Source organism: Subtercola endophyticus, from assembly GCF_021044565.1.
In the GTDB taxonomy this organism is placed as follows: Bacteria; Actinomycetota; Actinomycetes; order Actinomycetales; family Microbacteriaceae; genus Subtercola; species Subtercola endophyticus.
Genome location: NZ_CP087997.1, coordinates 4,067,778 through 4,091,479 on the forward strand (window position 1 = coordinate 4,067,778; position 23,702 = coordinate 4,091,479).

Annotated in this window: 22 protein-coding genes; 6 read left to right on the forward strand and 16 right to left on the reverse strand. The window is 67.0% G+C overall.

Going from position 1 to position 23,702, the window contains the following annotated elements; translation table 11 throughout:
* Positions 1 to 61 precede the first annotated feature (61 nt).
* A complete protein-coding gene (locus LQ955_RS18860) occupies positions 62 to 1,465 on the forward strand; it encodes a glutamate decarboxylase (RefSeq protein ID WP_231028194.1) in 1,404 nt (467 codons plus the stop codon).
* Positions 1,466 to 1,581: 116 nt separating this feature from the next.
* Here the strand turns inward: LQ955_RS18860 and LQ955_RS18865 are convergent, their stop codons facing one another.
* From LQ955_RS18865 to LQ955_RS18885, 5 genes are all read right to left on the reverse strand, one after another.
* On the reverse strand, positions 1,582 to 2,280 hold the full coding sequence (locus LQ955_RS18865; RefSeq protein WP_231026012.1) for a hypothetical protein: 699 nt from the start codon (positions 2,278 to 2,280) through the stop codon (positions 1,582 to 1,584).
* A 36-nt stretch (positions 2,281 to 2,316) separates the two neighbouring features.
* Positions 2,317 to 2,913, reverse strand: coding sequence for a hypothetical protein (locus LQ955_RS18870; protein WP_231026013.1), 597 nt, complete (start codon positions 2,911 to 2,913; stop codon positions 2,317 to 2,319).
* 100 nt (positions 2,914 to 3,013) lie between these two features.
* Complete coding sequence (locus LQ955_RS18875) at positions 3,014 to 3,469, reverse strand: anthrone oxygenase family protein (protein ID WP_231026014.1); 456 nt, start codon at positions 3,467 to 3,469, stop codon at positions 3,014 to 3,016.
* Positions 3,470 to 3,782: 313 nt separating this feature from the next.
* Complete coding sequence (locus tag LQ955_RS18880; protein ID WP_304961256.1) at positions 3,783 to 4,427, reverse strand: Clp protease N-terminal domain-containing protein; 645 nt, start codon at positions 4,425 to 4,427, stop codon at positions 3,783 to 3,785.
* On the reverse strand, positions 4,420 to 4,656 hold the full coding sequence (locus tag LQ955_RS18885; RefSeq protein WP_231026015.1) for a helix-turn-helix domain-containing protein: 237 nt from the start codon (positions 4,654 to 4,656) through the stop codon (positions 4,420 to 4,422). The genes LQ955_RS18880 and LQ955_RS18885 overlap by 8 nt, the downstream gene beginning before the upstream one ends.
* Positions 4,657 to 4,784: 128 nt before the next feature.
* Here LQ955_RS18885 and LQ955_RS18890 point away from each other — a divergent pair, with 128 nt between their 5' ends.
* Positions 4,785 to 5,777, forward strand: coding sequence for a class I SAM-dependent methyltransferase (locus LQ955_RS18890; RefSeq protein WP_231026016.1), 993 nt, complete (start codon positions 4,785 to 4,787; stop codon positions 5,775 to 5,777).
* Positions 5,778 to 5,932: 155 nt separating this feature from the next.
* On the opposite strand, the gene LQ955_RS18895 is transcribed toward LQ955_RS18890, so the two are convergent.
* Entirely contained in the window at positions 5,933 to 6,205 is a 273-nt protein-coding gene (locus LQ955_RS18895) for a DUF2277 domain-containing protein (RefSeq protein WP_231026017.1), read from the reverse strand.
* Positions 6,206 to 6,377: 172 nt separating this feature from the next.
* On the opposite strand from LQ955_RS18895, the gene LQ955_RS18900 reads away from it, so the two are divergent.
* A complete protein-coding gene (locus tag LQ955_RS18900; protein ID WP_231026018.1) occupies positions 6,378 to 7,379 on the forward strand; it encodes a DUF4436 family protein in 1,002 nt (333 codons plus the stop codon).
* 91 nt (positions 7,380 to 7,470) lie between these two features.
* On the opposite strand, the gene LQ955_RS18905 is transcribed toward LQ955_RS18900, so the two are convergent.
* Positions 7,471 to 8,463 carry an alpha/beta fold hydrolase gene (locus tag LQ955_RS18905; protein ID WP_231026019.1) on the reverse strand — a complete coding sequence of 331 codons (993 nt, stop codon included), beginning with the start codon at positions 8,461 to 8,463 and terminating at the stop codon, positions 7,471 to 7,473.
* Positions 8,460 to 9,503: an isopenicillin N synthase family dioxygenase gene (locus LQ955_RS18910; RefSeq protein ID WP_231026020.1), complete on the reverse strand. Its 1,044-nt coding sequence runs from the start codon at positions 9,501 to 9,503 to the stop codon at positions 8,460 to 8,462. Before LQ955_RS18910 ends, LQ955_RS18905 begins: the two co-directional genes overlap by 4 nt.
* Positions 9,504 to 9,668: 165 nt before the next feature.
* Here LQ955_RS18910 and LQ955_RS18915 point away from each other — a divergent pair, with 165 nt between their 5' ends.
* Positions 9,669 to 10,700 carry a PDDEXK nuclease domain-containing protein gene (locus LQ955_RS18915; protein WP_231026021.1) on the forward strand — a complete coding sequence of 344 codons (1,032 nt, stop codon included), beginning with the start codon at positions 9,669 to 9,671 and terminating at the stop codon, positions 10,698 to 10,700.
* Between the two features lie 39 nt (positions 10,701 to 10,739).
* Here LQ955_RS18915 and LQ955_RS18920 read toward each other — a convergent pair whose 3' ends face one another.
* The gene (locus tag LQ955_RS18920; protein ID WP_231026022.1) at positions 10,740 to 11,774 is read right to left on the reverse strand and encodes an isopenicillin N synthase family dioxygenase; all 1,035 of its coding nucleotides are present in this window, start codon (positions 11,772 to 11,774) and stop codon (positions 10,740 to 10,742) included.
* A gap of 23 nt (positions 11,775 to 11,797) precedes the next feature.
* On the opposite strand from LQ955_RS18920, the gene LQ955_RS18925 reads away from it, so the two are divergent.
* Positions 11,798 to 12,376, forward strand: coding sequence for a helix-turn-helix domain-containing protein (locus LQ955_RS18925; protein WP_231026023.1), 579 nt, complete (start codon positions 11,798 to 11,800; stop codon positions 12,374 to 12,376).
* A gap of 198 nt (positions 12,377 to 12,574) precedes the next feature.
* Here the strand turns inward: LQ955_RS18925 and LQ955_RS18930 are convergent, their stop codons facing one another.
* From LQ955_RS18930 to LQ955_RS18950, 5 genes are all read right to left on the reverse strand, one after another.
* Positions 12,575 to 14,785, reverse strand: a complete 2,211-nt coding sequence (locus LQ955_RS18930; RefSeq protein WP_231026024.1) for a glycoside hydrolase family 127 protein — start codon at positions 14,783 to 14,785, stop codon at positions 12,575 to 12,577.
* Positions 14,775 to 16,874: a glycoside hydrolase family 31 protein gene (locus LQ955_RS18935; protein WP_231026025.1), complete on the reverse strand. Its 2,100-nt coding sequence runs from the start codon at positions 16,872 to 16,874 to the stop codon at positions 14,775 to 14,777. Before LQ955_RS18935 ends, LQ955_RS18930 begins: the two co-directional genes overlap by 11 nt.
* A gap of 2 nt (positions 16,875 to 16,876) precedes the next feature.
* The gene (locus LQ955_RS18940) at positions 16,877 to 17,638 is read right to left on the reverse strand and encodes a carbohydrate ABC transporter permease (RefSeq protein ID WP_231028196.1); all 762 of its coding nucleotides are present in this window, start codon (positions 17,636 to 17,638) and stop codon (positions 16,877 to 16,879) included.
* Between the two features lie 119 nt (positions 17,639 to 17,757).
* Positions 17,758 to 18,753 carry a carbohydrate ABC transporter permease gene (locus LQ955_RS18945; protein ID WP_231026026.1) on the reverse strand — a complete coding sequence of 332 codons (996 nt, stop codon included), beginning with the start codon at positions 18,751 to 18,753 and terminating at the stop codon, positions 17,758 to 17,760.
* Between the two features lie 83 nt (positions 18,754 to 18,836).
* On the reverse strand, positions 18,837 to 20,102 hold the full coding sequence (locus LQ955_RS18950; RefSeq protein WP_231026027.1) for a sugar ABC transporter substrate-binding protein: 1,266 nt from the start codon (positions 20,100 to 20,102) through the stop codon (positions 18,837 to 18,839).
* 177 nt (positions 20,103 to 20,279) lie between these two features.
* Between LQ955_RS18950 and LQ955_RS18955 the strand changes: the two genes are divergently transcribed.
* Positions 20,280 to 21,308, forward strand: a complete 1,029-nt coding sequence (locus tag LQ955_RS18955; RefSeq protein ID WP_231026028.1) for a LacI family DNA-binding transcriptional regulator — start codon at positions 20,280 to 20,282, stop codon at positions 21,306 to 21,308.
* A gap of 161 nt (positions 21,309 to 21,469) precedes the next feature.
* Here LQ955_RS18955 and araA read toward each other — a convergent pair whose 3' ends face one another.
* A complete protein-coding gene (gene araA, locus LQ955_RS18960) occupies positions 21,470 to 22,990 on the reverse strand; it encodes an L-arabinose isomerase (RefSeq protein ID WP_231026029.1) in 1,521 nt (506 codons plus the stop codon).
* Positions 22,987 to 23,676, reverse strand: coding sequence for an L-ribulose-5-phosphate 4-epimerase (locus LQ955_RS18965; RefSeq protein ID WP_231028197.1), 690 nt, complete (start codon positions 23,674 to 23,676; stop codon positions 22,987 to 22,989). The genes araA and LQ955_RS18965 overlap by 4 nt, the downstream gene beginning before the upstream one ends.
* Between the last annotated feature and the right edge of the window lie 26 nt (positions 23,677 to 23,702).

Here is a 23,702-nt window from a genome sequence, read left to right on the forward strand (position 1 = left end):
GCCGCGCGGGCGCCGCGCAGACGTTCGACCGAAGAAGGCGACCGTGACCACAGAACACTTGATCAAGCCCAGCGAATCCACGCACGCCTTTACCGGCGATTCGGGTCAGAATCAGCTCAACCCGATCTTCTGCCGGGAGGGGGAGGCGAGCGATTTTCCGCTCAACACCCTGCCGCCGGGGGAGTCGCTGCCCGAGACCGCGTACCAGGTCGTGCACGACGAGGCGATGCTCGACGGCAACTCGCGCCTGAATCTCGCGACGTTCGTCGGCACCTGGATGGACGAGCACGCGCAACGCATCTACGCCGAGTCCGCCGACAAGAACATGGTCGACAAAGACGAGTACCCGCAGACGGCGGCCATCGAGACGCGCTGCTGGCTCATGCTCGCGAACCTCTGGCACGCTCCGGATGCGAACAACGCCATCGGCACCTCGACCATCGGCTCGTCGGAGGCGTGCATGCTCGGTGGCCTCGCCCTGAAGCGCCGCTGGCAGCTCGCGCGACGCGCTGCGGGAAAATCGACCGAGAAGCCGAACCTCGTTCTCTCGAGCGCCGTGCAGGTCTGCTGGGAGAAGTTCTGCAACTACTGGGACGTCGAGCCGCGCTACGTTCCCATCACCGATGAGCACAAGGTGCTCGACGGCTACGAACTCGAGAAGTACGTCGACGAGAACACCATCGGTGTCGTCGCCATCATGGGCGTCACCTACACGGGCATGTACGAGCCGGTGGAGCAGATCGCCGCGGCGCTCGACAGGATTCAAGCCGACACCGGTTTCGACGTGCCGATCCACGTCGATGGTGCGTCGGGCGGCATGATCGCGCCCTTCTTGCAGCCCGACCTCAAGTGGGACTTCCGCGTGGAACGCGTCGCCTCCATCAGCACTTCGGCGCACAAGTACGGACTCGTCTACCCCGGCCTCGGCTGGGTCATCTGGCGCACGGTCGACGACCTGCCCAAAGAGCTGGTGTTCGACGTCACCTATCTCGGCGGTCACATGCCGAGCTTCGCGCTCAACTTCTCGCGCCCCGGGGCTCAGGTGCTGCTGCAGTACTACCTGTTCTTGCGGCTCGGGTTCGACGGGTACCGCCGCGTGCAGCAGGCTTCGCAAGATGTCGCGGTCTACCTGGCGACCGAGATCGGCAAGATGCCGGCCTTCGACCTCTGGAACGACGGCACCGACATTCCCGTTTTCGCGTGGCAGCTCAGCAAGGGCTATACGAAGAATTGGACGCTCTACCACCTGTCGGAGCGTCTGCGCCTGAAGGGCTGGCTCATCCCGGCGTATCCGATGCCCGACAACCTCACCGACATCACGGTGCAGCGCATCGTGGTGCGCAACGGACTCAGTCGTAACCTCGCCGAGAGTCTGATGAGCGACATCCGTGAGGCCGTAGGCTACCTCGACCGCCTCGAGTCGCCCATGCCGACTGAGGGGCTGGTGTCGGGCTTCACGCACTGACGGGCAGGGCCTCGCCCGGGCATCCGCTCTCCGCGCCAGGCCGCGAAAACGGCGGAGGATTCGAGAGGGTGCCGCCCTATAGCGCCTACCGTGTCGGAAACTCCGCCGTTTTCGCGTCAGCCGGCCGTCGGGTGCTCGCGATGGATGCGTGCTGCCCGTACCGCCTTCAGACCCGGGCGGCTGAGCACTGCCGCTACGAAGAAGCAGGCCGCGCCCGCGAACGTGCCGAAGTTGGCCCAGAACAGGCTCACGAAATCGTCGGTGGCCGGCAGTACGAACGCGCCGATCGCCGAGAGGCCGAAGAGCACAGAGCCGGCCATGTTCAGCCAGGTGCAGCGCCACGTGCGGGCCTGCGGATCCCACAGCGTCTCGCGCTCGGTCGTCGCGATCACGGCGAACGTGCTCGACACGAGAAACGCGATCGATCCGTAGGCGTCGGGTCGCCAGCCACCGTCGAGGCGCGACGTCGCATTCACCGACACGATGAGTGCGGAGACCGTGCTCACGTTGAACAGCAGCGTGCCTACGAACTGCACGGCGGCGGCCCACCAGTCGAACGTGTCGGGCCTCGTGCCGGTGTGCCCGTTCGCGTCGGGTGAGGCTTGCGGATGCCACGGCGGACGCTTTCCGCTCATGCTCAACTGGATGAATCCCGCTGCGGTGAAGAACAATGACCCGGCGAAGAAGGTGCTGTTGACCGCTACATCGCCGACCGCCTCTTGGTACATCGGCACGGCGCCCAGCATGAAGAGCAGCGATCCGACGGCGAATCCCCACGATTCGCGGCGCAGGCGCAGGGCGGCGGGAACGGGCATCGTTTCGTCGTTCGTCGTTCGTCGTCTTGCCGAGCGCTAGCCCGCGGCGCAGTTGGTGAACTTCGGCGCGGTGTTGTCGACGAAGATGTACGACCACTGGATGTCGGTGAAGTACGCGCCGACCGACGCGGTGGCGCCCAGATCGCCCCACGCGCTCGGAACGAGGTCGGACTTGACGATGGTCACGTCGACGAGACTCGAATCCCCGGCCTCGAACGGCAGGGTGTTGTACACGTACACATCGCCCCCGCCGAAGTCGGGGTCAGTGGCCAGAAACGCCCAGCCGGCCGATACCCCGGTGACCTTGAGCCCGCCGTCGAGTGGAAGACAGAAGTCGAGCAGCACCCCGTCTCCGACGCTCTCGGGGCTTCCCGCGTCGGTCTTCGGCAGGTTCGAAACCGTCGCCCGAAACACCTGCGGGGATCCGGTGTCGGTGTGCTGCACGGCGATGAACACCGGGTCGCCCGGGTCGGGGCTCGCTGCCGCGGCGGGCGCAGAGGCCACCGCAAGGGCGACGACGGGCGCGCTCCACGCGGCGCCCTTCACGAGCGTGCGGCGTGACACGCCTGCCGCGTCGGCGTCGAGCGCTGCCGGATGCGTCGGGGTGCGGCCCTCGGGCTCTGCTTCGCTCATCGTGCCGCCAGTCTATGAGTTCAGGGCAATCCACTTTGCGAAAAAGCACCGAAGAACCGAGGTTTGGGGTCCTTTTCGCAAAGTGGATTCGGAAGTGGATTCAGAGGAGGGCGGCGAGGGTGAGGAAGACGAGGCCTGCGAAGCCGCCGAGCACGCGGATGAGGTGGAAGGAGACCCAGCGATCACGCTGGGTCTGCCAGTCGGGCGGCAGGGCATCCGGAGTCCAGTCGCGGATGCGAGTCACGATGGGTACCTCGACGAGCATCGTCACCAGCAGTGTCACGACGAAGGCCGCGAAGGCTGCGATGGCGAGGGCCAGGTTCAGCGGGCCGACGCCGGCCGCGGCGATGCCGACCGGAACGATGGAGAGAATCGCGACCGGCATGATGAAGCCCATGATGCGGCCGAGGTTGTGATCCATGCGGGCGACGATCGCGAGAAACACGGGTGCGCTGAACGTCGCCATCGAGCGGCTGAGGGCGAGCCACGGGCCCCAGAAGACGCCGAAGAGCAGGGCGCACAGAGGGATGGCGATGAGCGCGGTGATGCTCAGCACGGCGAGGTCGGGCGGGCGGAGTGAGAGTGGGCGGGATGAGAGGAGACGGGGTGAGAGGAGGCGGGGTGAAAGGGCATGTAAGCAACTTAGGTTGCTGAACTCTGTTTTGTCAACTCATGTTGCTTATCTAATTGCGCGGCAGGCGGGCGGTCCTGCAGCCAGGCGAGCCAGCAGTCAGGCAGGCCTGTAGCCAGGCGAGCCAGCAGTCAGGCAGGCCTGTAGCCAGGCACGCCGGCGGGCATCCAGGTTCACGCGCACGCCGACGGGCATCCAGGTGCACGCGCAGGCGCGCGGGCGTCAGTTCCGCGAAGGCTCAGTTCTTTGGCCGAGCATCCAGCAGCTCGAGCAGGCGCTCGCGGTCGATGCCGGCGTAGGCGACTGCGCGCGGTACCGTGCCGAGAGACGCGGCCAGGATGCCCGCGGCCAACGCCGGCTCGGCGGCCCGGCGCGTGCGGGGCAGGGCGCCGGCGCGGGCGCGCGCCGCAGCGACGGATGCTCCCCAGCCTGGTTTCGAGACGCGCGGCGTCGAGCGCACGAGGCCGGGATCGGGCACGGATGCTCCGATGGCCGCGAGGCTGAGCCGCCGTTCGACGTCGAGAGCTTCGCTCAGCCCGGCATGGTCGAGGCCGCCGGCGGCAAGGATGCTCGCGGCCGGGCTGCCCGCATCGGCGACGATGGCGAGCAACACGTGTTCGGCCTCGATGGTCGAGCTTCCGCGTTTCGCTGCTTCGAACACCGCGTCGCTGACGAGCCCACGCATGCCGCCGGTGAGCCAGTCGTCGGTGCGCCGGTCTTCGGTGCCTCTGCGGGTCGGAGCGTTGGCGTCCCGGGTTGCGTCGGTGTCCCCGGTTGCATCGGTGTCACGCGATGCGTCGGTGCCACGGGTTGCGTTGGCGTCCCGGGTTGCGTCGGTGTCCCGGGTTGCGTCGGTGTCACGGGATGCGTCGGCGTCAGCCATTGCGCCTCCGAAGGGCGATGCCGGTGTCGGCCAGTCGCGCGAGGTGCTTCTTGTGCACGGCCTGACGCGTCACGCCGAGGGCTGCGGCGATGTCGCTCCACGACCATCCGGAGCGCAGGGCGCGTTCGACGCTCGCGTCTTCGAGGCGGTCGGCGAGGTCGCGCAGCGCAACGACGGCCGCGAGTTCGTCGGCTACGCCGCCGATGGGTGGGGGAGTCGAGGGGGGCATGCAAGCAACCTAGGTTGCCGGGAGGTCGGGCGTCAACTCGGCCGCGGCAGGCGCTCGGGATCGGCCGAGACTTGCCATTTCGGCAATCGCGTTTGGCGCGCTGCTCGGCAGGGGCTCAGGATGGCTACATGCCCGACCACATGCCCGACCACACGCACGACTACGCAGCGCGCGACGTCGCTTCTGCCGCCCCAGACCGGAGCGCCGCGGCTGACGCGGCACGCGACCGAGGCGCGGCGGCTACTACCGCCCCCACCAGTCACCCCGCCGCCAGTCACCCCGTCGCGAGCCACTCAGCCGCCAGTCACCCCGTCGCGAGCCACTCTGCCGCGAGTCACCCCGTCGCCACCGACTCCACCGCCACGACCGCTGCCGGCAACCACCCCGATGCGGCCGATCGCCATGCTGTCGCCGACCACCCCGCTGCCGCTGACCACCCCGCCTCCGTCGTCGCCGACCACCAGCACCCCGCCGCAACGACGACCGCCGCCGACCCCGCCACGATGGCGCCCGAGCAGTTCTGGAACGCTCGCTACGGCGAGAGCGACCAGATCTGGAGCGGCCAGCCCAACCCCATACTCGTGCGCGAGTCCTCGAAACTGGCGCCCACCACCGCTCTCGATCTGGGGTGCGGCGAGGGCGCCGACGCCATCTGGCTGGCCGAGCAGGGCTGGCACGTGACCGCTGTCGACATCTCGACCACCGCCCTCGATCGCGGCCGCGCGCGGGCGGCCGTCGTAGGCGTCGCCGACCGCATCGATTGGCAGCAGCACGACCTCAGTGCGACGTTTGCGAGCGGCTCGTTCGGGCTGGTTTCGGCGCAGTTCTTGCAGTCGCCGGTGCAACTCGACCGAGAGCGAATTCTGCAGAACGCCGTGGCCGCGGTGGCGCCGAACGGATGCCTCGTGGTGGTCGGTCACGCCGAGTTTCCTGCTGCACTGGCCGAAGCGCACCCCGACGTTCAGCTGCCCTCGGCGGCCGAAGTGCTCGACTCGTTGCGGCTGCCCGAAGGCGAGTGGATCACCGAGATCGTGGCCGAAGAGTCTCGCGAGGCATCCGGAGTACACGCTGGAATGGGCACGCTGGTCGACAGCGTGGTGGTGGTTCGGCGCCGAGCCTAGGTTGGGGCGAAAGGGCGCGGCGAATCCGCTCGGGGAGCAGCGAGCTCAGGCGACCGCGAATCGGGCAGCCGCGAATCGCGAGTCCACGCGGGGAGTAGCGAGCTCAGGCAGCCGCGAATCGGGAAGCGGCGAATCGCCCCGGCGCCGGGCTGAGTTCAGGCTGCGGCGAACCGCTTCGCTGAGCGAGCCTTTGCCTTCTCGGCCTCGATTTCGCGATTCTTCGGCGGCGCTGTCGACACGAGGTCTTCGAGCAGGTGCCGCGAAAGATGCGCGATCTCGGCGACGGCGTGATCGAACGCCTCCTGGTTGGCCTTCGACGGCTTGGTGGTTCCGCTGATCTTGCGCACGTATTGCAGCGCAGCGGCGTGCACCTCGTCGTCAGTGGCGGCGGGCTCGAAGTTATGCAGAGTATGGATGTTCCGGCACATGCGTTAAGGGTACGCACCCCGCCCGATCCTGTCACCGGCCGATTTCAGCGCTGTTGGAGGGGCCCGGCTGCTCGGTGGGCGTCGCTGCAGCGTACACATCCGCAGCTGCGTACACATCCGCTGCTCCGCGGATCCGCTGCTCGATCGGTGCGCTGCTCGATAGGCTCTCAGGGTGAGCACAGACGGCGCAGAACCCGGGGCGGCTACCCCTGCTACCCCCGCCACCCCTGCCGCGCCCGGCACCACGCCTGCCACGCCGCCGCGGCGGCGTCTCGCAACACGCCATCGGGTGATCGCGTTCATCGTGCTGGCCGTTCTTGTGTACGCAGCGTCAGTGACCCTTTATGCCTCGAGTGGCCGCGTCGGCTCGACCGGCGAGCCCGAAACGCCGAAGCCGGGTGGTGTGACGGTGATCATGTCTCCTCAGGCAGTGGATGCCGTCGGCCAGACCATCACCATGGAGGTCACCATAAAGCCCTCCGCCGAGCTCGACGACCCCGAATCGATCGGGCCGAAGAACCCCATCAGCATCATCATCTCGCCGGTGGCGGGAAACCAGGTCGTGGATTTCGCCGCCGACGCGATTCCGGGAACCCAGAACGTCAAGGTGCTCACGTCGGGTGAGGTCGAAACGTGGCCGTTCGATCACTACTCCGTGGGTCCCGGCACTGACGACCCTGGAGTAGCGGTGATCGCCTACACCACGGTCGACGGAGTGAAGGAGTCGGTACCCACCACCATCTTCATGACAGGATCGCTTCCCGGTTGGACGCTCGGCGCGAGCCTCGCGACTTCGTCGAATACAACGGTGACCACCGCCGACGGTGTGCAGCCTGTTCCGTTCGTCGATCTGACGGCCCATCGTTCGGCGAGCACGCTCGCGTTCGCTCTGGTGCTGTTGAGCCTGCTCGTCGTGATGCCGGTGCTGGTGTTGTTCGTCGCGATCACCGCTTATCGCGGCAAACGTAAAGTCGAGGCCTCGTTCAACAGCTGGATGGGCGCAATGCTCTTCGCGACGATCCCGCTGCGTACTTTTCTGCCCGGGTCGCCGCCCATCGGCTCGTGGATCGACTTTCTCATCGTGCTCTGGGTGATCGTCGGCCTCGTCACCGGTCTCGCCATCTACGTGGCAGCCTGGTATCGCTGGGGCACCTCGGCCACGCCCCGGGTCTAGAAGCCCCTCCCCGCGCGGCTGGGCTGAGTCTAGAGGCGCCCCCGGCACGCGGCCGGGCCGGGTTTCGACGCCGCTAGGGGCGCGCGTTCGGTCACGTCTGCAGGGTTTCCAGAAAGCTCAGGATGCCCGCCAGCAGCTGCTCGGGTGAAGAGAGCTGTGGCGCGTGATCACTCGGCAGCGTGAGGCGGGACGCCCCCGGGGTTCGCGTCTGCATGTGGCGCTGCACCGCCAGCGGTATGGATCGATCGAACTCGGCCTCCACATAGACGCGCGGCACGGTTCCGAACCGCTCGACGGTGTGCGTGACCACGGGAGAGAGCACCGTATCGGGCCACGCTCCGAGCCGGCGGCTCGCCGCGACGGCGTCGGCCGCCGGTGCGCGGTTGAAGAACACCGCGACGCCGGCCTCGGGCGGCACGACCGTGGCCGCTGTGGGCGGCGCGGCGGAGGTGGCCGGCGTGGCGGGGGTGCTTCCGGACTGGCCGCCGGCGCCCGCTGCGCCACCCGTCGCGGGGAGCGCATCATCGGCGCCGATGTGCACGGGCTCGAGGTACGGAACGATGCCGTTCGCATCGGGCGACGACACGCTGATCTCGTCGCAGAGCTCGGCGAAGGTCAGCCCCGAGGGGAGCATGATGCCCGCCACGTAGAGCACCCCGGCGATGCGCTCCGGCATCCGCTCGGCCACAGCGGTGGCGATCACGCCGCCGCCCGAGTGCGCGACGAGCACCGCTCGCGAGCTCTCGTCGATCGCCGCGACCACCGCAGCGACGTGCGACTCGAGCGTCGCCTCGGCCGGGTCGCCCGCGTGTGCGCCGACTCCCGGCAGGTCGACGGCGCGAGTGCGGTATCCGGCGGCGGCGAGTTCGGTGCAGAGGCGGTCCCACACCCAGGAACCGGCCCACGCTCCGTGGATCAACACGATCGACGGCATCGTGGCGTCGAGCTCGGGGCTGGCATTCGCTGAATCGGCCTGAGCTTCGGCGCGACGGGTGTCGACGGCGCGGGGGGTGTTGCCCACGGCCTCGACCCGAGCATCCGCCCGCCCGCCGTCGGGTCCGTCGAGCCAGCCCGCTGCCGTCACTGGGCGGCGGCGTTCACGCGCGCGGCCTCGCGAACCGCGCTCACGTTCTTCTTGCCGGCACGCGAGCCGCTGAGTTTGGCGACGATGTGCTCTTTGACGGTGACCGGGTCGTAATGCGGCTCGTCGCCCTCGGCCACGAAGTGCGGCAGCGGGCCGACGACGGCGTCGGCGTTTCCGTCGTGGAAGAACGCGGCCGAACGGCGTCGCTTGATGGTTCCGTTCACGATCGGCGGCTTCACGCGGTGCAGCGTCGACGACCACTGGTCGTTGGTGAGCCGGGCGGATACGTCACCGAGGTTGATGAGAAAGGCGTCGTCGGCCGGGCTGACGTCGTGCCACACGCCGTCGCTGTCGAGCACCTGAAGGCCCTCCACCTGGTCGGCCCAGAGCACGGTGACGATACCGAAATCGGTGTGCTCGCCCATGCCCGTGAGCTCGGCGCCGAGCTCGATATCGCCCTCGGGCAGGGCGTAGTTGTTCATCCGCAGCACGTCGATGGAGTGGTCGGTGAGGCCTTCGAGGTAGCCGGGCTCGACCTTGAGCGCGTCTTCGAAGATGCGGATGAGCGTCTGAGCCACGCGTGCGGCCTCATCGAAGTAGGCGCTGACGCGGGCCTCGTAGTCGGCGACCTCTGGCCACAGGTTCTCGGCGTAGTCGTCGGTCGACAGGTTCGCTTCGGGATACTCGGCGGCCGAGGTGCCCACGTTGAACGCCTCGAAGAAATCGTTCATGCGCGTCACCGGATCGACGCCGAGGCTGTAGCTCAGTGATTCGCTCTTGGGCGGGCTATAGCCGCGGTTCTTCGAGGGTGGAAGCACGTACTTCTTCTTGTCGTCGAGCGAGAGGGCGAAGAAGTCGTCCATGGCGCTGGCCAGCCCCGCGACTGCTGCGGAGTCGACGCCGTGGCCGACGATCTGGATGAACCCGACCTGCCGGCAGGCCTGGTCGAGGGCTTCGGCGACGGATGCCCGTTCGGCAGCCGTTCCGTTCGTGACGTACGGCGTGATGTCGACGGTCGGTACGAAAAAGGTGCTGGCCACGGTGGCTCCGTTCGGTAGGGGTTCTTGCTAATTATTGTATATATCAATATTTTCTGGCGCATATCAATAATGTTTCGTACACGTAACGACAAACAGCTGAGTAATGCTCGCGTAAACTTGACTCGCCGCGAGATCCTTCACGACGCAACACAAAGGTGGTACAACGTGGTCGAATTCGGTCTCTCCCTCCCCGAAAACTATTCGCAGTTGCTCGACTCGCTGAAAGGTCAGATCCAGGCCGCGCGTCGCAGAACTCACGTTGTCGTCAATACCGCGTTGATCGACCTGTACTGGTCTATCGGCTACACCATCCTGGCCGAGCAGCAGCGGTCCGGATGGGGCAGCGGAGTTGTGGCGCAGCTGGCTGCTGACTTGCGATTTGAGTTTCCCGCGATGACGGGGCTTTCGCGCAGCAATCTGCGGTACATGCGAAGTCTCGCCGCCGCGTGGCCTGACCGTGATGCAATTTACCAACAGCCTGTTGGTAAATTGCCGTGGGGTCACATCACGGTATTGATCGACAAGATCTCGGAACAGTCTGCGCGTGACTGGTACGCCGCCGAGGCGGTAAACCGGGGGTGGTCGCGCAACGTTTTGCTCAACCAGATCAAGAACCGCACGCTCGAGCGTTCCGGTGCGTCGCCGAGTAATTTCACGATGCATCTGGGTGGCTCCGACTCCGAGCTCGCGCAGCAGATCGCGAAAGACCCGTACGTGTTCGACTTTCTCGACCTCAGAGGCGAAGTCGCCGAGCGAGAGCTCGAAGGCGCCCTGACCGACCGAATGGTCGACACTCTGCGTGAACTAGGGGAGGGATTCGCGTTCGTCGGGCGCCAGGTGCACTTCGACGTCGGCGGAGACGACTTCTACCTCGACCTGCTGTTCTTTCACATCGAGCAGTCGCGCTACGTGGTGATCGAACTGAAGACCGGAAAGTTCGAGCCCGGATTCGCCGGCCAGCTCGGGTTCTATGTCGCACTTGTCGACGATCGTCTGCGCCGCGAAGCTCACGCTCCCACCGTCGGCATCCTTGTCTGCGGCAGTCGAAACGACCACACGGTGCGCTATTCGCTCGGCCGATCGCTGTCACCGATGGCGGTTTCGACCTACACCTACGACGCGCTCCCTTCGAGCGAGCAGACTGCTCTTCCTAACGCCGCCGTCATCGCGGCGGCGCTGCAGGCAGCGGGGGAGTGAAGTCGCGCGCTGAAGCGCGGGGCGTGCGGGGCGGGGGCGTCAGTCGCGGGCGGAGCGGGCGCGGGTTGCGTCGCGAGCGGCGGCGTAGTTGCGCTGGCCACTGCGGCTGCCGCGGAGCTTCGCGACGAGGTTCTCACGCACCGTGATCGGCTCGTAGAGGGGGCGCTCGCCGGGTTCGACGAAGGCCGGGTGGGGCTCGATAGTCGCGTCGATGTAGCCGTCGTGAAAGAACGCCGCTGAGCGCCTCCGCACGTTCCCGGTCGCAGACACGCGCACGCGGTGCAAGGCCGCGGGCCAGACGTCGTTCGTGAGGCGCGCGGCGAGGTCGCCGAGGTTCACGAGCAGGGCTCCCTGCGCGACCACGACGTCGTGCCACGAGTTGTCGGGGCCGAGAACCTGCAGCCCGGGCATCCGGTCGGCCCAGAGCACGGTGACGAAACCGAAGTCGGTGTGGGCTCCCATGCCGCCGGATGCCTCGGGGTAGACGTTCAGCCGCAGCATGTCTACCGCCGCCGCATCGAAGGCGTCGAAGAACGAGGGCGCGACTCCGAGCGCGTCGGCGATCACGCGCATCAGAATTCCTGCCACGCGCTGCGCCTCGCGATAGTAGTCGGCGACCTGGCCGCGAAAGGCGACCGGATGCCCCGGCCAGACATTCTCGGGGTAGTGCTCAGGCGGCAGAGCCAGGTGCGCGAACTCGGAGGCGGCCGCGCCGATGTTGAAGCTCTCGAAGTTGTCGTTCGTGCGCTGGGCGGGGTCGATGCCGATGCTCTTGCTAAGGGCCTCGCTGCGCGGCGGACTGTAGCCGCGGTTGATCTCGGGAGCGAGGCGCAGGGCGAGCTTGTCGCTCTCGGGCAGGGTGATGAAGTCGTCGATCGCGTTTTCGAGACCCGCGACGACGGCAGGGGGAATGCCGTGACCGACGATCTGCATGATGCCGCCGGTACGTGCCGCCGCGTCGAAGGCACGGGCGACCGCGCGGCGTGCGTCGGCAGGGTTCGTTGGCGCGTCAGCGACGTACGCAGACACATCGATCGTGGCGATCTCGAACGCGGGTCGAGCAGAAGCGGACATAGCCCAACGCTATTGTAAAGATCGTGGCAGAATCCACGGCGGATGCCGCCGAGCAGCGCGAGCTTTCGCTGGCGCTCGGAAAGGTCATCCGCTCGATGCGCCGCGACGCCGGCAAGACGCTGCAGCAGCTCGCCGATGCATCCGGTCTCTCCCAGCCGTATCTGAGCCAGACCGAGACGGGCCGTTCGATGCCCAGCGTCATGACGCTGCACCGCATCGCGACCGCCCTCGGCACCACGAGTTCGGCGCTGCTCGCGCTCACCGAACCGCCGATCGCGCCCGTCGTGCGGCTCGAAGAAGACAGCTACGACCTCGACACGAAGGTGCAGGTGTGGTTTCGCGGGCCCGCGGAGCGGCACATCGAGCAGCACGAGATCGTCGCGCCTCCGCTCGGTCGCGCGGGCGGGCACGCGGCGCATGCCGGGGGAGAGTTCATCCACGTGCTCGAGGGCCGCATCCGCGTCGTCGTCGGCACCGAAGACGCCTACGTACTCGGTGTCGGCGACTCTCTGTACTACGCCGCGACCCTCGCCCACGAGTGGTTCAACGACACCCCGAAGGCGGCGCGCTTCGTGCAGGTGGCGAACTCTCCCGCTGGCTGACGCGCCCCGCCCCGCCCAGCACGGCTAGACCCGCCCAGCACCGGCCCGCCCGCGCCCGTTGGCATCTCCCTGGGCGCCGGATGCTCGTGCTGAACCGCCCGCATGCGCACCCTTTTGGCGCACGCGCGGTAATTCGAACTACCGCCACGGAGCCGAAACACCGCCTATGCGCCGAAACACCGCCGATGCGGCCGAGTATCACGACGGAACAGTCGGCAGCCAGACGCGCATGGTCGAGGGGCCGCGATTGGCCCAGGCGAAGTACGGGGTCAGCTCGGCGTCGACGATGGTCACGCTCGCCTGGCTCGCCATCGTGTGCGCCGCGTGTGGAGTGCCTGCCGCTCCCGATGGCGAGGGGAGACCCGCCGCCTCGCTTAGGGGCGCCCCCGCGACGTGCCCCGCCCCGCCCGTATCGGCCCCCGCGACTCCCGTGTCGGGTCCCGCGAGATCCGCTGCCGCGCCCGTGTCGGGCCCCGCGAGATCCGCTGCGACGCCCGTGTCGGGCCCCGCGGCATCCGCTGCCCCACCCGTGTCAGCCACCGCGACAGCAGCAGTCTGCGCCGCGTCGCCGAAGTACGGCCACGGTGCGTCGTCGCTGTCGACGCGAAGCCGCACCGCCGCACGAGCGCCACGAGCGGTCTGCACGAGAGGGCGGGAGAGATCGATCTCGGCCGTCTCGGTGCCGGCGCCGGCCGGCAGATCGGGCGACTCGAGCACCAGCACGAGGGGGCCACGTTCGACCGCGACGGTTCCGCGTGCAGCGTCGATGCGCGGGTGCGGGCGAACGACTCGAGGCTCCATGGGCAGCAGAAGCTCGATGCAGTCGCCCGCGGTGAAGTGCCGTGACACGGCCAGTTCGGTGCCGTCGGCGACGAGCGGCGTGCCGCCGAGGCTGGCGGTCGCCACCCCCTGAGCCCAGCGGGGAATGCGCAGCGTGATGGTCGCATCGACGTCGGCGAGCACCCTGACCCGCACGGTTCCGTGGAAGGGGTAGCCCGACTCGACCCGCAACGACACGAGCCGCCCGTCGGGCAGCTCCGTCTTCACGCTGTAGTCGCCGAACTGATGCAGCTGTACTCCGTCGACGTCGGCCGTGGCGAAGTAGAGCCCCACGCTGGCAAGGGTGCGCGCCACATTGGTTGGGCAGCACGACACCTCGAACCACGGCGCCCGCAGGCTGGCCTCGGCGCGCTCGCTCAGCTCGTCTTCGCTGGGCTCGGCGCCCTCGGTTCGCTGTTGCAGCGTGTTGGTGTAGTAGAAGGCGCGGCCGTCTTCGCGCGGCGATGCGAGGATGTTGTTGAGCAACGTGCGCTCGATCAAGTCGGCGTACGCACTCTCGCCGGTTTGCAACAGCAACCGCCAGCTGAGCATCACCGAGCCGATGCCGGCGCACGTTTCGGAGTACGCCCGGTCGGCCGGTAGCTCGTAGTCGTCGCCGAAAGCCTCGTCTTGATGGTGCGATCCCATGCCGCCCGTGATGTACGTGCGGCGCGACACCGTGTTCTTCCACTGCAGCGCGATGGCGTCGGCGAGCTGGCGGTCGTGCGTCTCGGTCGCCACATCGAGCGCTCCGCTGGCCAGGTAGAGAGCCCGAACGGCGTGCCCGCGAAGCACGGTGGCGTCGCGCACGGGTACGTCGTCTTGAAAATACTCGTGCCCGAAGAGAATGGTGGTGGCGAGCATGCCATTGCCGCGTCGCTCGACGAACAACTGTGCCATTTCGAGGTAGCGCGCCTCGCCGGTAGCGCGCGAGAGTTCGGCGAGGGCCACCTCGATCTCCGGATGCCCGCAGATACCGATTCGCCCGTCGGGCCCGAACTCGCGGTACACGTGGTCGGCCGCGCGCCTCGCCACCCGCACGATCTCGTCGTCGGAGTACCCGCCGCGAATGCGCGCGACCGCCGCCTGAATGAGATGCCCGAAGCAATACAGCTCGTGCCCCCATTCGAGGTTCGAGTAGCGCGGCGGCTGCCCTGGGTGACCAAAACTGGTGTTGAGATACCCGTCGTCGTCTTGCGCCGCCGCGACCCTCGCCACCAGTGCCCGGTAGCGAGCCCCGAGCCCCGCCTCAGGTTTGCGGCCGAGCTCCCACGCCATGGCCTCGAGCAGCTTGTAGATCTCGGAGTCGACGAATTCGATGCCCGCGTGGTTGCCGCCGATCACGCCGTCGGCGACCTTGTCGAAGTTCGAGATCCAGCCGATGCGTTCCATCCAGGTCTCGCAGTGCGCCAGAATCACGTCGGCGTTCAGGCTCTGCCGCTCACCCCAGAAGCCGCCGTCGATGACGATTTCGTCGGGGCCGAGCGGGCGAAGGCGCGAACGAGTCGGCGCCACTGGGCCGCCTCGGGTGACGCCGTCGGGCGTGCTCTCGAGGTCGGCCTCTCGTGAGAGTGCGAGGTCATGTGACAAGAGACACCTGGGCTTCTTCTCGAAGGTAGACGGGGATGTGTGAAAGAGGGGCGTCGGCCGCGATGGTCTGGCCGGGGGTGAACGTCTCGCCCGTGTAGGCGTCGATCCAGCGCCCGCCGCCCGGGTCGCCGGGCAGGTACACCGAGCGTTCTCGAGCGCCCGGTGCGGTGACTGGGCAGACGAGAATGTCGGGGCCGAAGAGAAACTGATCGTCGATCATCCACGCACCCGCATCGTCGGGGTAGTCGACGAACAGCGGCCGCACGGGCGGCAGGCCGGTCGCCGACGCCAGACGCATCTGGTCGTGGATGTACGGCCGTAACCGCTCGCGCAGCTCGAGCACCTCGCGCAACAGCGCAAACGTCTCGTCGCCGAACGACCACACTTCGTTCGGGCCTCCGGTCATGGCGTACCCCGTCGGCGTGCGGGGTTCGCGGTCGCCGTGCAGCCGGAAAAGCGGGCAGAACACGCCGTACTGAAACCAGCGCGTCACAAGCTCTTGGTATGCCGGGTCACTCGCGTTTCCGCCGTGAAAGCCGCCGATGTCGGTGGTCCACCAGGGGATGCCCGAGATGGCGATGTTCAGCCCCGCCCGCACCTGCTCGGCGAGCGAGCCCCACGTGGCCGGAATGTCGCCCGACCACACCGCGGCACCGTACTTCTGCGAGCCGGCCCACGCCGAGCGGCAGAGCAGCACGGTGGGTTGCTGCCCGGCCGCCGCCATTCCCTCGGCGAACAGCCGGGCGTTGTCGCGCGGGTAGATGTTGGCCACCTCGGCACCCGGCCCGGCATAGAGGTGCATGTTGGCCGGATGCGCGGGGTTCAGTTCGGGCTCAGAAGCGTCGAGCCAGAACACCCGGATGCCCGCCTCGAGGTAGTTGCGGGAGACCAGCCCCCACACGTACGCGCGTGTCTCCGGGTTGGTCGGGTCATAGAACCCGACGGGCATCGGTGTGACCATGCCCTTGTCTTGGATGGTCTGCAAGAACTCGACACCCTGGTCGGCTCCCACCAGCAGCCCTCGGTCGCGGTAGTCGGCGAAGTTCTCCGACAGGGGCGAGACGGTCGGCCAGATCGAGACCATCAGCTCGACGCCGAAGGAGGCGAGTTCGGCGACCATGGCGGGTACGTCTGGCCACTCCTTCTCGTCGAAGCGGTAGTCGCCCATGGCCGACCAGTGAAAGAAGTCCGCGACGATCACCGAGAGCGGCAGGCCGAGCCGGGCGTGTTCGCGCGCGACCGTGAGCAGTTCATCCTGTGTGCGGTAGCGCAGCTTCGACTGCCAGAACCCGCTGGCCCATTCGGGCAGTTCCGGGCTGTGGCCGGTGGCGTCGGCATAGCGCTCGAGAATGGCCGCGGGGGTGGGCGCAGCGGTGATCCAGTAATCGATCTCGCGGGCTTGACTCGCCTGCCAGCGGGTGGCGTTGTCAGCGAACTCGACGCGGCCGACGGCCGGCACGTTCCAGAGCAGCCCATAACCGCGGTCAGAGAGCACGAACGGAATGTTCACCTCGGCGTTGCGCTGCACGAGGTCGAGCGCGAGCCCCTTGATGTCGAGCCGACCGTGCGTGCGCTGCCCCATGCCGAAGAGCTTCTCGCCGGGATAGGCGGCGAACTGCTGATGAATCTCGTAGGCGCCCGAACCGTTTCCGAGAAATACCCGCGCGCCGGGCTGCCAGAAGTGCTCGCGGCTCTCGGTCAGCAGTTCGGCGCCCGTGGAGGTGCGTGTGAAGGTCAGATGAGGTACGGGGTACGGCTCGGCCTCGTCGAAGGTCACGTTCACGGTCAACTCGCCGTTCACGAGCCGGGCCCCGCCGGCCGTGGTCTCGACGACAACACGCGCTGCGCCCGCCGTCTGCGGCGCCGCGTCATCGAGAGCACCGAAGTCGAGAGCACCGTCGTCGAGAGCGCCGACGCTGAAAGCATCGACGCTGAGAGCACGGTCGTCGAGAGCACCGACGCTGGAGTCGGGCAGGCGGTACAGGGCCGCGCGCACGCGAGCGCTGTCGGTTCCCCACGCCTCGATGCGCAGCAGTTCGTGCCCGTGCCGAACCTCGAGAGAGGTGGGCGACGGAAGGTAGCTCACCATGGTCAGTCTTTGACCGCGCCGGCCGTCACGCCGGCGGCGACGTAACGCTGGGCGACGACGAGCAAGACGGCGGCCGGAATCGAGGCGACCACGGCCGTGGCCATGATGGAGTTCCACTCTTGGTTGTTGTTGCCGATGTACTTGTAGATGCCGAGCGTGATCGGCTGAATCTTGCCGCCGCCGTCGAGCGTCGAGGCGAAGATGAAGTCAGACCAGGCCCACAAGAAGGCGAACAACGAAACCGTCACGATGGAGTTGCGGCTGATCGGCAGCACGATCGAGGTGAACGTTCGCCAGGTGCTGGCTCCGTCGATCTTGGCGGCCGACATCAGCTCGTCGGGAATCGCTGACATGAAGGCCGTGAAGAGCAGCACTCCGAATGGAACCGCGATCGTCGAATCCGCGATGATCAGCCCCGGTATCGAGTTCAGGATGCCCAGATTGAGGTAAATCGCATAGAACCCCATGGCCATGATGATGCCCGGAATCATCTGCGAGATCAGGAACACGAAGCTCAGCGCACCGCCCCCGCGCGGCCGGAGCTTCGCAAGCGCGTAACCCGCCGGCGCCGAGAACACCAGTGTCACGATCACGGTGCCCAGACCCACGATGAGGCTCGTGGCAAGGTAGGGCAGCTGCTGGGAGATGACCGCCTGGTAGCCCGAGAACGTCGGGTCGATCGGAAACCAGTTCGGCGGGCTCTTGCGCATGTCGGTGGTCTTCGTGAGGGAGACGTTGATCATCCAGTAGATCGGGAACAGCATGATCGCGGTGAGTACGACGCCGATCACGGTGATGTACCACGTCTTGCGGGGCCGCCGGATCTTCGGCGCCGGGGCGTCGGCGGCAGACAGTGCGGCGCGCGACGGGGTGGCGAATGTGGTCATCGACGGGCCTCCCTTCGTTGCATGAGTATGTAGAGCAGCCCGAAGACGAGCGCCACGATGATGAGAATGTTGCCGACCGCCGCCGCGGGCCCGAAGCGGGGCAGGGTCGAGCCGAAGCCGAGCTGGTACGACCAGGTGGAGAGAGTGGTCGACGAGTTCGCAGGCCCGCCCTTGGTCATGATCCAGATGATGTCGAAGACCTTCAGCGTGTAGACCAGGCCGAGCAAGATGGTGATGGCGGAGACGGGCCGAAGAAGCGGAAACGTGATGCGCCAGAACTTCTGCCAGGCATTCGCACCGTCGAGCGAGGCGGCTTCGTAGAGGTCGGCCGAGATGTTCTGCAGGCCGGAGTAGAGAATAACGAGGTTGAACGGAATACCGATCCAGATGTTGGCGATCGTCACCGAGATCAGGGCCCAGCCCGGCGACGTCAACCAGTTGATGCTGCCGATGCCGAACGCCTGCAGCACCGAGTTCACGATGCCCGAGTCGCTGTTGAGCATCCACGACCAGGTCGAAGCCGAAACGATGAGCGGCAGAAGCCACGGCACCAAGAAGAGGGCCCGCAGGGTGCCGGAGAGCCGGAATTTGTTGTAGAAGAACACCGCCAGCGCCATACCGATGGTGAACTGGAACAGAATCGAGATCAGAACGAAGAAGCCGGTGTGAAAGATCGCGGGCCAGAACGTGGGGTCGTTGAAGACCTTGAGGTAATTGTCGAGACCGGTGAACGGGGCGTTGCCCTGCACGAACGAACGAACCGTGTAGTCACGGATGCTCAGGTCGATGTTCTTATAAAGCGGAACGACGTAGAACAGCGCCAGGTAGATGACGACCGGGGCAAGGAACGCCCACGCTACCCACTGAGAGGAGCGCACCTTGCGCCGTTTGGGCACATTTTCGTCGACTGGGAATCCCGGCGAGGCGACGGGAGGTGTCGCCCCGCCGGCCCGATGCGCAGACGAAGCGCCGGTCTTCTGGGTGATGGTCATAAAGAATTCCTACCTTGATCGTCCGCGGCGGTGGCTGGAGGTGCCGGTTATGTGAATAACCGGCACCTCGGGCTGCCTGTGTATTACTGCGTGGCCGAAGCGGCCGCGGTCTGTGCGGCCTTCATGGCATCGGTCGGCGACTGACTACCCGACATGGCGTTCTGAAAACCGCCCCACATCTGCTGCGAGATGAGCGGGTACTTTGTGCCGAGGTTGTCGCTCGTGCGGCCCTTCGCGGCAGCGACGGCGGCGACCCACGGAGCCAGTTCCGGGTTCGCGGCGACCTGCTGCTGCTGCACGGTAGCAATGGGAGCCACGTACGACAACGTGGTGTCGGTGGTCAGCAGGTTCGCATCGCTGGTCAGGCACGAGATGATCTTCTCGGTGGTGGCGTAACGCGACGTGTCTTTCTGCACCGGAGCGGTGACGAATTCGCCGCCTGTCGGCGCGGCCGCCGATCCGCCCGTCTGAGCGGGAATCGGAATGACGCCGTAGCTCAGCCCCGACTTGTCGGCTCCGGCGAGCTGCCAGGTGCCGTTCTCGCTGAAGGCCGTGTCACCGGCCAAAAACTCCTGCCAGCTCGTGGTCTGTGTGTTGTTGATCACCGAGTTCGGCGCGTAGCCCTCTTTCACCCAGTTGGTCCACAGAGTGGCTGCGGCGACCGCCTGAGGCGAGCTGAGGTCGTTCAGGTTCGCGCCGGCTCCCCAGAACCACGGCAGAAATTGAAAGCTGCCTTCTTCGGTGCCGATTCCGGCGAAGGTGATGCCCTGTTTACCGGCTGCCTTGACTTTGGCGAGGGCTGCGTTGAGCGAATCCCAGTCGGTGACACTCGCGATGTCGACGCCGGCTGCGGTGAGAATGTCTTTGTTGTAGTACAGCGCGAGAGTGTTCGCGCCGATCGGAACGCCATAGGTGTCGCCGTTGCTCTGACCCGCAGCGAGAATGTTCGCGGCGAAGTTGCTCGTGTCGAGCCCGAGGTCTTTGGTGGTGGTCAGGATGCCCGCATCGGCCAGCGTCGAAACGACGGGGTTGTCGATGAGCAGCACGTCGGGGGAGTTGCCCTGCTGGCCCGCGAGCAGTGCCTTGCTGGTCAGGTCGGAGGTGTCGTACCCGGTGCGTTCGATGGTGACACCGGCGTCGGTGCCGCACTTGGCGACGAGTTTGGACCAGTCTGCGGTCTCATCGAACTGAGGGTACGGATCCCAGAAGGTGTAGGTGCCGCCGGCTGCGGCGGCCGACGATGTGTCGGAGGCGGTGCCGCCCGACGAGCAGGCCGCGAGGCCCGCCACGGCGGCGACGGTGAGAACGGCGGCCCCGACGAGGCGCCCCCTCTTGGTTGAACTGATCACGATATTCCTCTCTGAATGTGACGTGGCCGTGCTGGTGCAGGTAACCGATACCGAAAACACCGAAAGTACTTTCGGTCATCACCATAAGGGCGAAAATCCAGCACGTCAAGCGCAAAGTCGGTGCAAAGTGCGTGTAACAATCTACGTAGGGTTTCGCAGGAATCAGACGGGTAGACGATGGACGGCCGCAAGAGGGGTAAAGGCGCGACGACGCTGACCGATGTCGCCGAACTCGCCGGCGTCTCGTTGGCTACGGCGTCGAAGGCGATCAACGGCGTCAGTCAGGTGCGAGCCGAGACCAGGCAGAAGGTGCTCGACGCCGCAGCCGCGCTCTCGTTCACCCCGAACCCCTTCGCCAAGGCGTTGAACTCGGCCACCACCGGCACCATCGGCATGCTCACGCAAGACCTCGACAATCGTTTCGTTCTGCCCGTGTTGCTCGGCGCCGAAGACGCGTTCGGAGCCGGGTCGACTTCGGTGCTGCTCGCCGACGCCCGCAGCGACTCGATTCGCGAGAATCACCAGCTGAACATGCTGTTGGCGAAACGGGTCGACGGGTTGCTGGTGGTGGGACGAACCACGAACCCCCGACCATCCATCACCGCCGGTTTGTCGATACCGGTCGTCTATGTCTACGCCCCTTCTGAAGACCCCGAAGATCTCTCGTTCACGCCCGACAATCACGATGCCGGACGCCAGGCGGTCGAGCACCTGCTCTCGCGCGGGCGCCGCCGAATCGCGTTCATCAACGGCGACCCGTCGTACTCGGCGGCTCGCGATCGGGTCGCCGGTGCTGCCGAGCGGATGCACGAAGAAGGCCTCTCGCTCGTCGGCGGCACCGGACTCTTCGGCCCGTGGGGTGAGCGCTGGGGGCGTCGGTGCACCGAGTCGCTCGTCGAATCCGGCGAGCGGTTCGACGCGCTGCTCTGCGGCAGCGATCAGCTCGCCCGCGGCGCCCTCGATCAGTTGCGCGAGAGCAAGCTCGCAGTGCCCGACGACGTCGCGGTGATGGGCTTCGACAATTGGGACCTGCTCGCCGAGGAGGCCCGCCCGCCGTTGACGAGTGTTGAGATGAACCTGCAGGAACTCGGCCGGTCTGCGGCGCAAGAACTCGTTCGCGCGATTGGCGGGCAGACCGCTCGCGGAGTGCGTCTGGGCCCCGTTCGTGTGGTTCCGCGCGAGTCGACGGGCGCCTGGGCGCACTGACGCCTCGGCGCGCCCTGACGCCTCGGCGCGCGAGGGCGACCCTTTCGGACGAGATGAGCCGCCGGGGCGGCCGCTCTCGTCCGAAGAAGTCGCTCTCGCGCCTCGCGCCTCGCGCCTCGCGCCGCGTGCGGCGTGCGGCGTGCGCCGTGCGCCGCGCGCGGCTAGAGGCCGCGGGCGAGGCGGTAGTAGGCCTGGTTCCAGCGCACCTGGTCGGCGAACGAGCGCAGCTCGGTTGCGGAGTCGATGACGAGCAGCTCGGTCTTGGCGATGTCGGCGAAGTCGGTCAACGTCTCGAGGCCGACGGCCGTCGACATGACGGTGTGGTGTGCGGCGCCCGCGGTGAGCCAGGCGGCGGCCGAGACGGCGAACGACGGCTCGGGCTTCCAGACGGCACGTCCCACGGGCAGCTTCGGCAGCGGAGCGCTGGGCTGCACGACCTCGACCACGTTGGCGACCAGACGGAACCGGTCGCGCATGTCGCTCATCGCCACCACGATGCCGGGACCCGAATCTGCCGTGAAGACGAGCCGCACGGGGTCTTCGCGGTCGCCGATTCCCAGCGGGTGGATCTCGAGCGTGGGCTTCGTGGTGGTCAACGACGGCGAGACCTCGAGCATATGCGCGCCGAGGATGAGCTCGTTGCCGGGCGTGAGGTCGTAGGTGTAGTCCTCCATGAGCGAGGCGCCGCCGGGTAGACCGGATCCCATCACGTTGGCGGCATGCACCAGAACGGCGGTCTTCCAGTCGCCCTCGGCGCCGAAACCGTAGCCGTCGGCCATGAGGCGCTGCACCGCGAGGCCGGGCAGCTGACGCAAGGCTCCGAGGTCTTCGAAGCTCGTGGTGAAAGCGCCGAATCCGCCTTCTTCGAGAAAGGAGCGCAGCCCGATTTCAATGGCCGCGCCGTAGCGCAGCGACTCGTGACGGTCGGCCCCGGGCAGTAGTTCGGGAGCAACGTCGTAGGCGAGAAGGTACTCCTCGACGAGGGCGTCGATCTGGGCATCCGTCGCCGCGGCGACAGCCTCGGCCAGCTCGTTGACGCCCCAGGTGTTGACCTGCACGCCGAAGACCAGCTCGGCCTCGGTCTTGTCGCCCTCGGTCACGGCGACGTAACGCATGTTGTCGCCGAAGCGCGCCAGCTTAAGGGAACGAGTGGATGCCCAACCCGACGCCGCGCGACTCCAGGTGCCGATCGACGCGGTGACCGCGGGGTTCGACACGTGGCCGACCACGGTCTTGCGGGCGACCCCGAGCCGGGTCTGGATGTACCCGAACTCCCGGTCGCCGTGCGCGGCCTGGTTGAGGTTCATGAAGTCGAAGTCGATGTCGGCCCACGGCAGCTCGACGTTCGCCTGGGTGTGCAAGTGCAGCAGGGGCTTCTGCAGGGCGTCGAGGCCTGCGATCCACATCTTCGCGGGGCTGAAGGTATGCATCCACGCGATGAGGCCCACGACCCTGTCGTTCGCGTTCGCGTCGAGGGCTGCGCGGCGAATCGACTCGGAGTCTTTCAGCACCGGCTTCCACACCACGGTGACGGGGATGTCGCTCGAAGCCTGCAGCGCGGCCGCGATCTGCTGCGACTGCTCAGCGACCTGGCGCAGGGTGTCTTCGCCGTAGAGGCTCTGGCTGCCGGTGAAGAACCAGACCTCGTACGAGTCGAGGTCGGGAATGATGCTCGTGCTCACTGCAGGGCTCCTTTTGGCGCTTGGCCGTAGACGTTCTGGTACCGGTCGAAGAGGGAATCAATGGCGGCTTCGGGGATGGGCAGCACCTCGCCCAGCTGGCGCGCGATGTGCACCGTGCGGGCCACGTCTTCGGTCATCACGGCCGCCTTGACGGCGTCGCGGGCGTCTTTGCCGATGGTGAAGACGCCGTGGTTCTGCATCAGCACGGCCCGCGAACGGTGCCCGCTGAGGGTGTCGACGATGCTGACACCGATGGAGTCGTCGCCGATGATGGCGAACGGGCCGACCGGAATCGGTCCGCCGAACTCGTCGGCCATGGCGGTGATGACGCACGGAATCGCCTCGCCGCGAGCCGCCCAGGCGGTGGCGTAGGTCGAGTGCGTGTGCACCACCCCGCCGACGAGAGACATATGCCGATAGACGTATGCATGCGCGGCGGTGTCGCTCGAGGGCGAGCGGTCGCTGCCGGGCGTGCCCGGGATGACCCGGCCGTCGAGGTCGCAGAGAATCATGTTCTCGGGGCTGAGCTCGTCATAGCTCACGCCGCTGGGCTTGATCACGAACAGATCGGCGCCGGGCACGCGGCCCGAGATGTTGCCGCCTGTCCAGATGACGAGGCCGTACTTCACCAGCTCCGCGTGCAACGCGGCGACATCCGCACGGATGCCCGTGATCGCGGCCTCGATCTCAGGGCCAAACGAGGGTGTTGCTG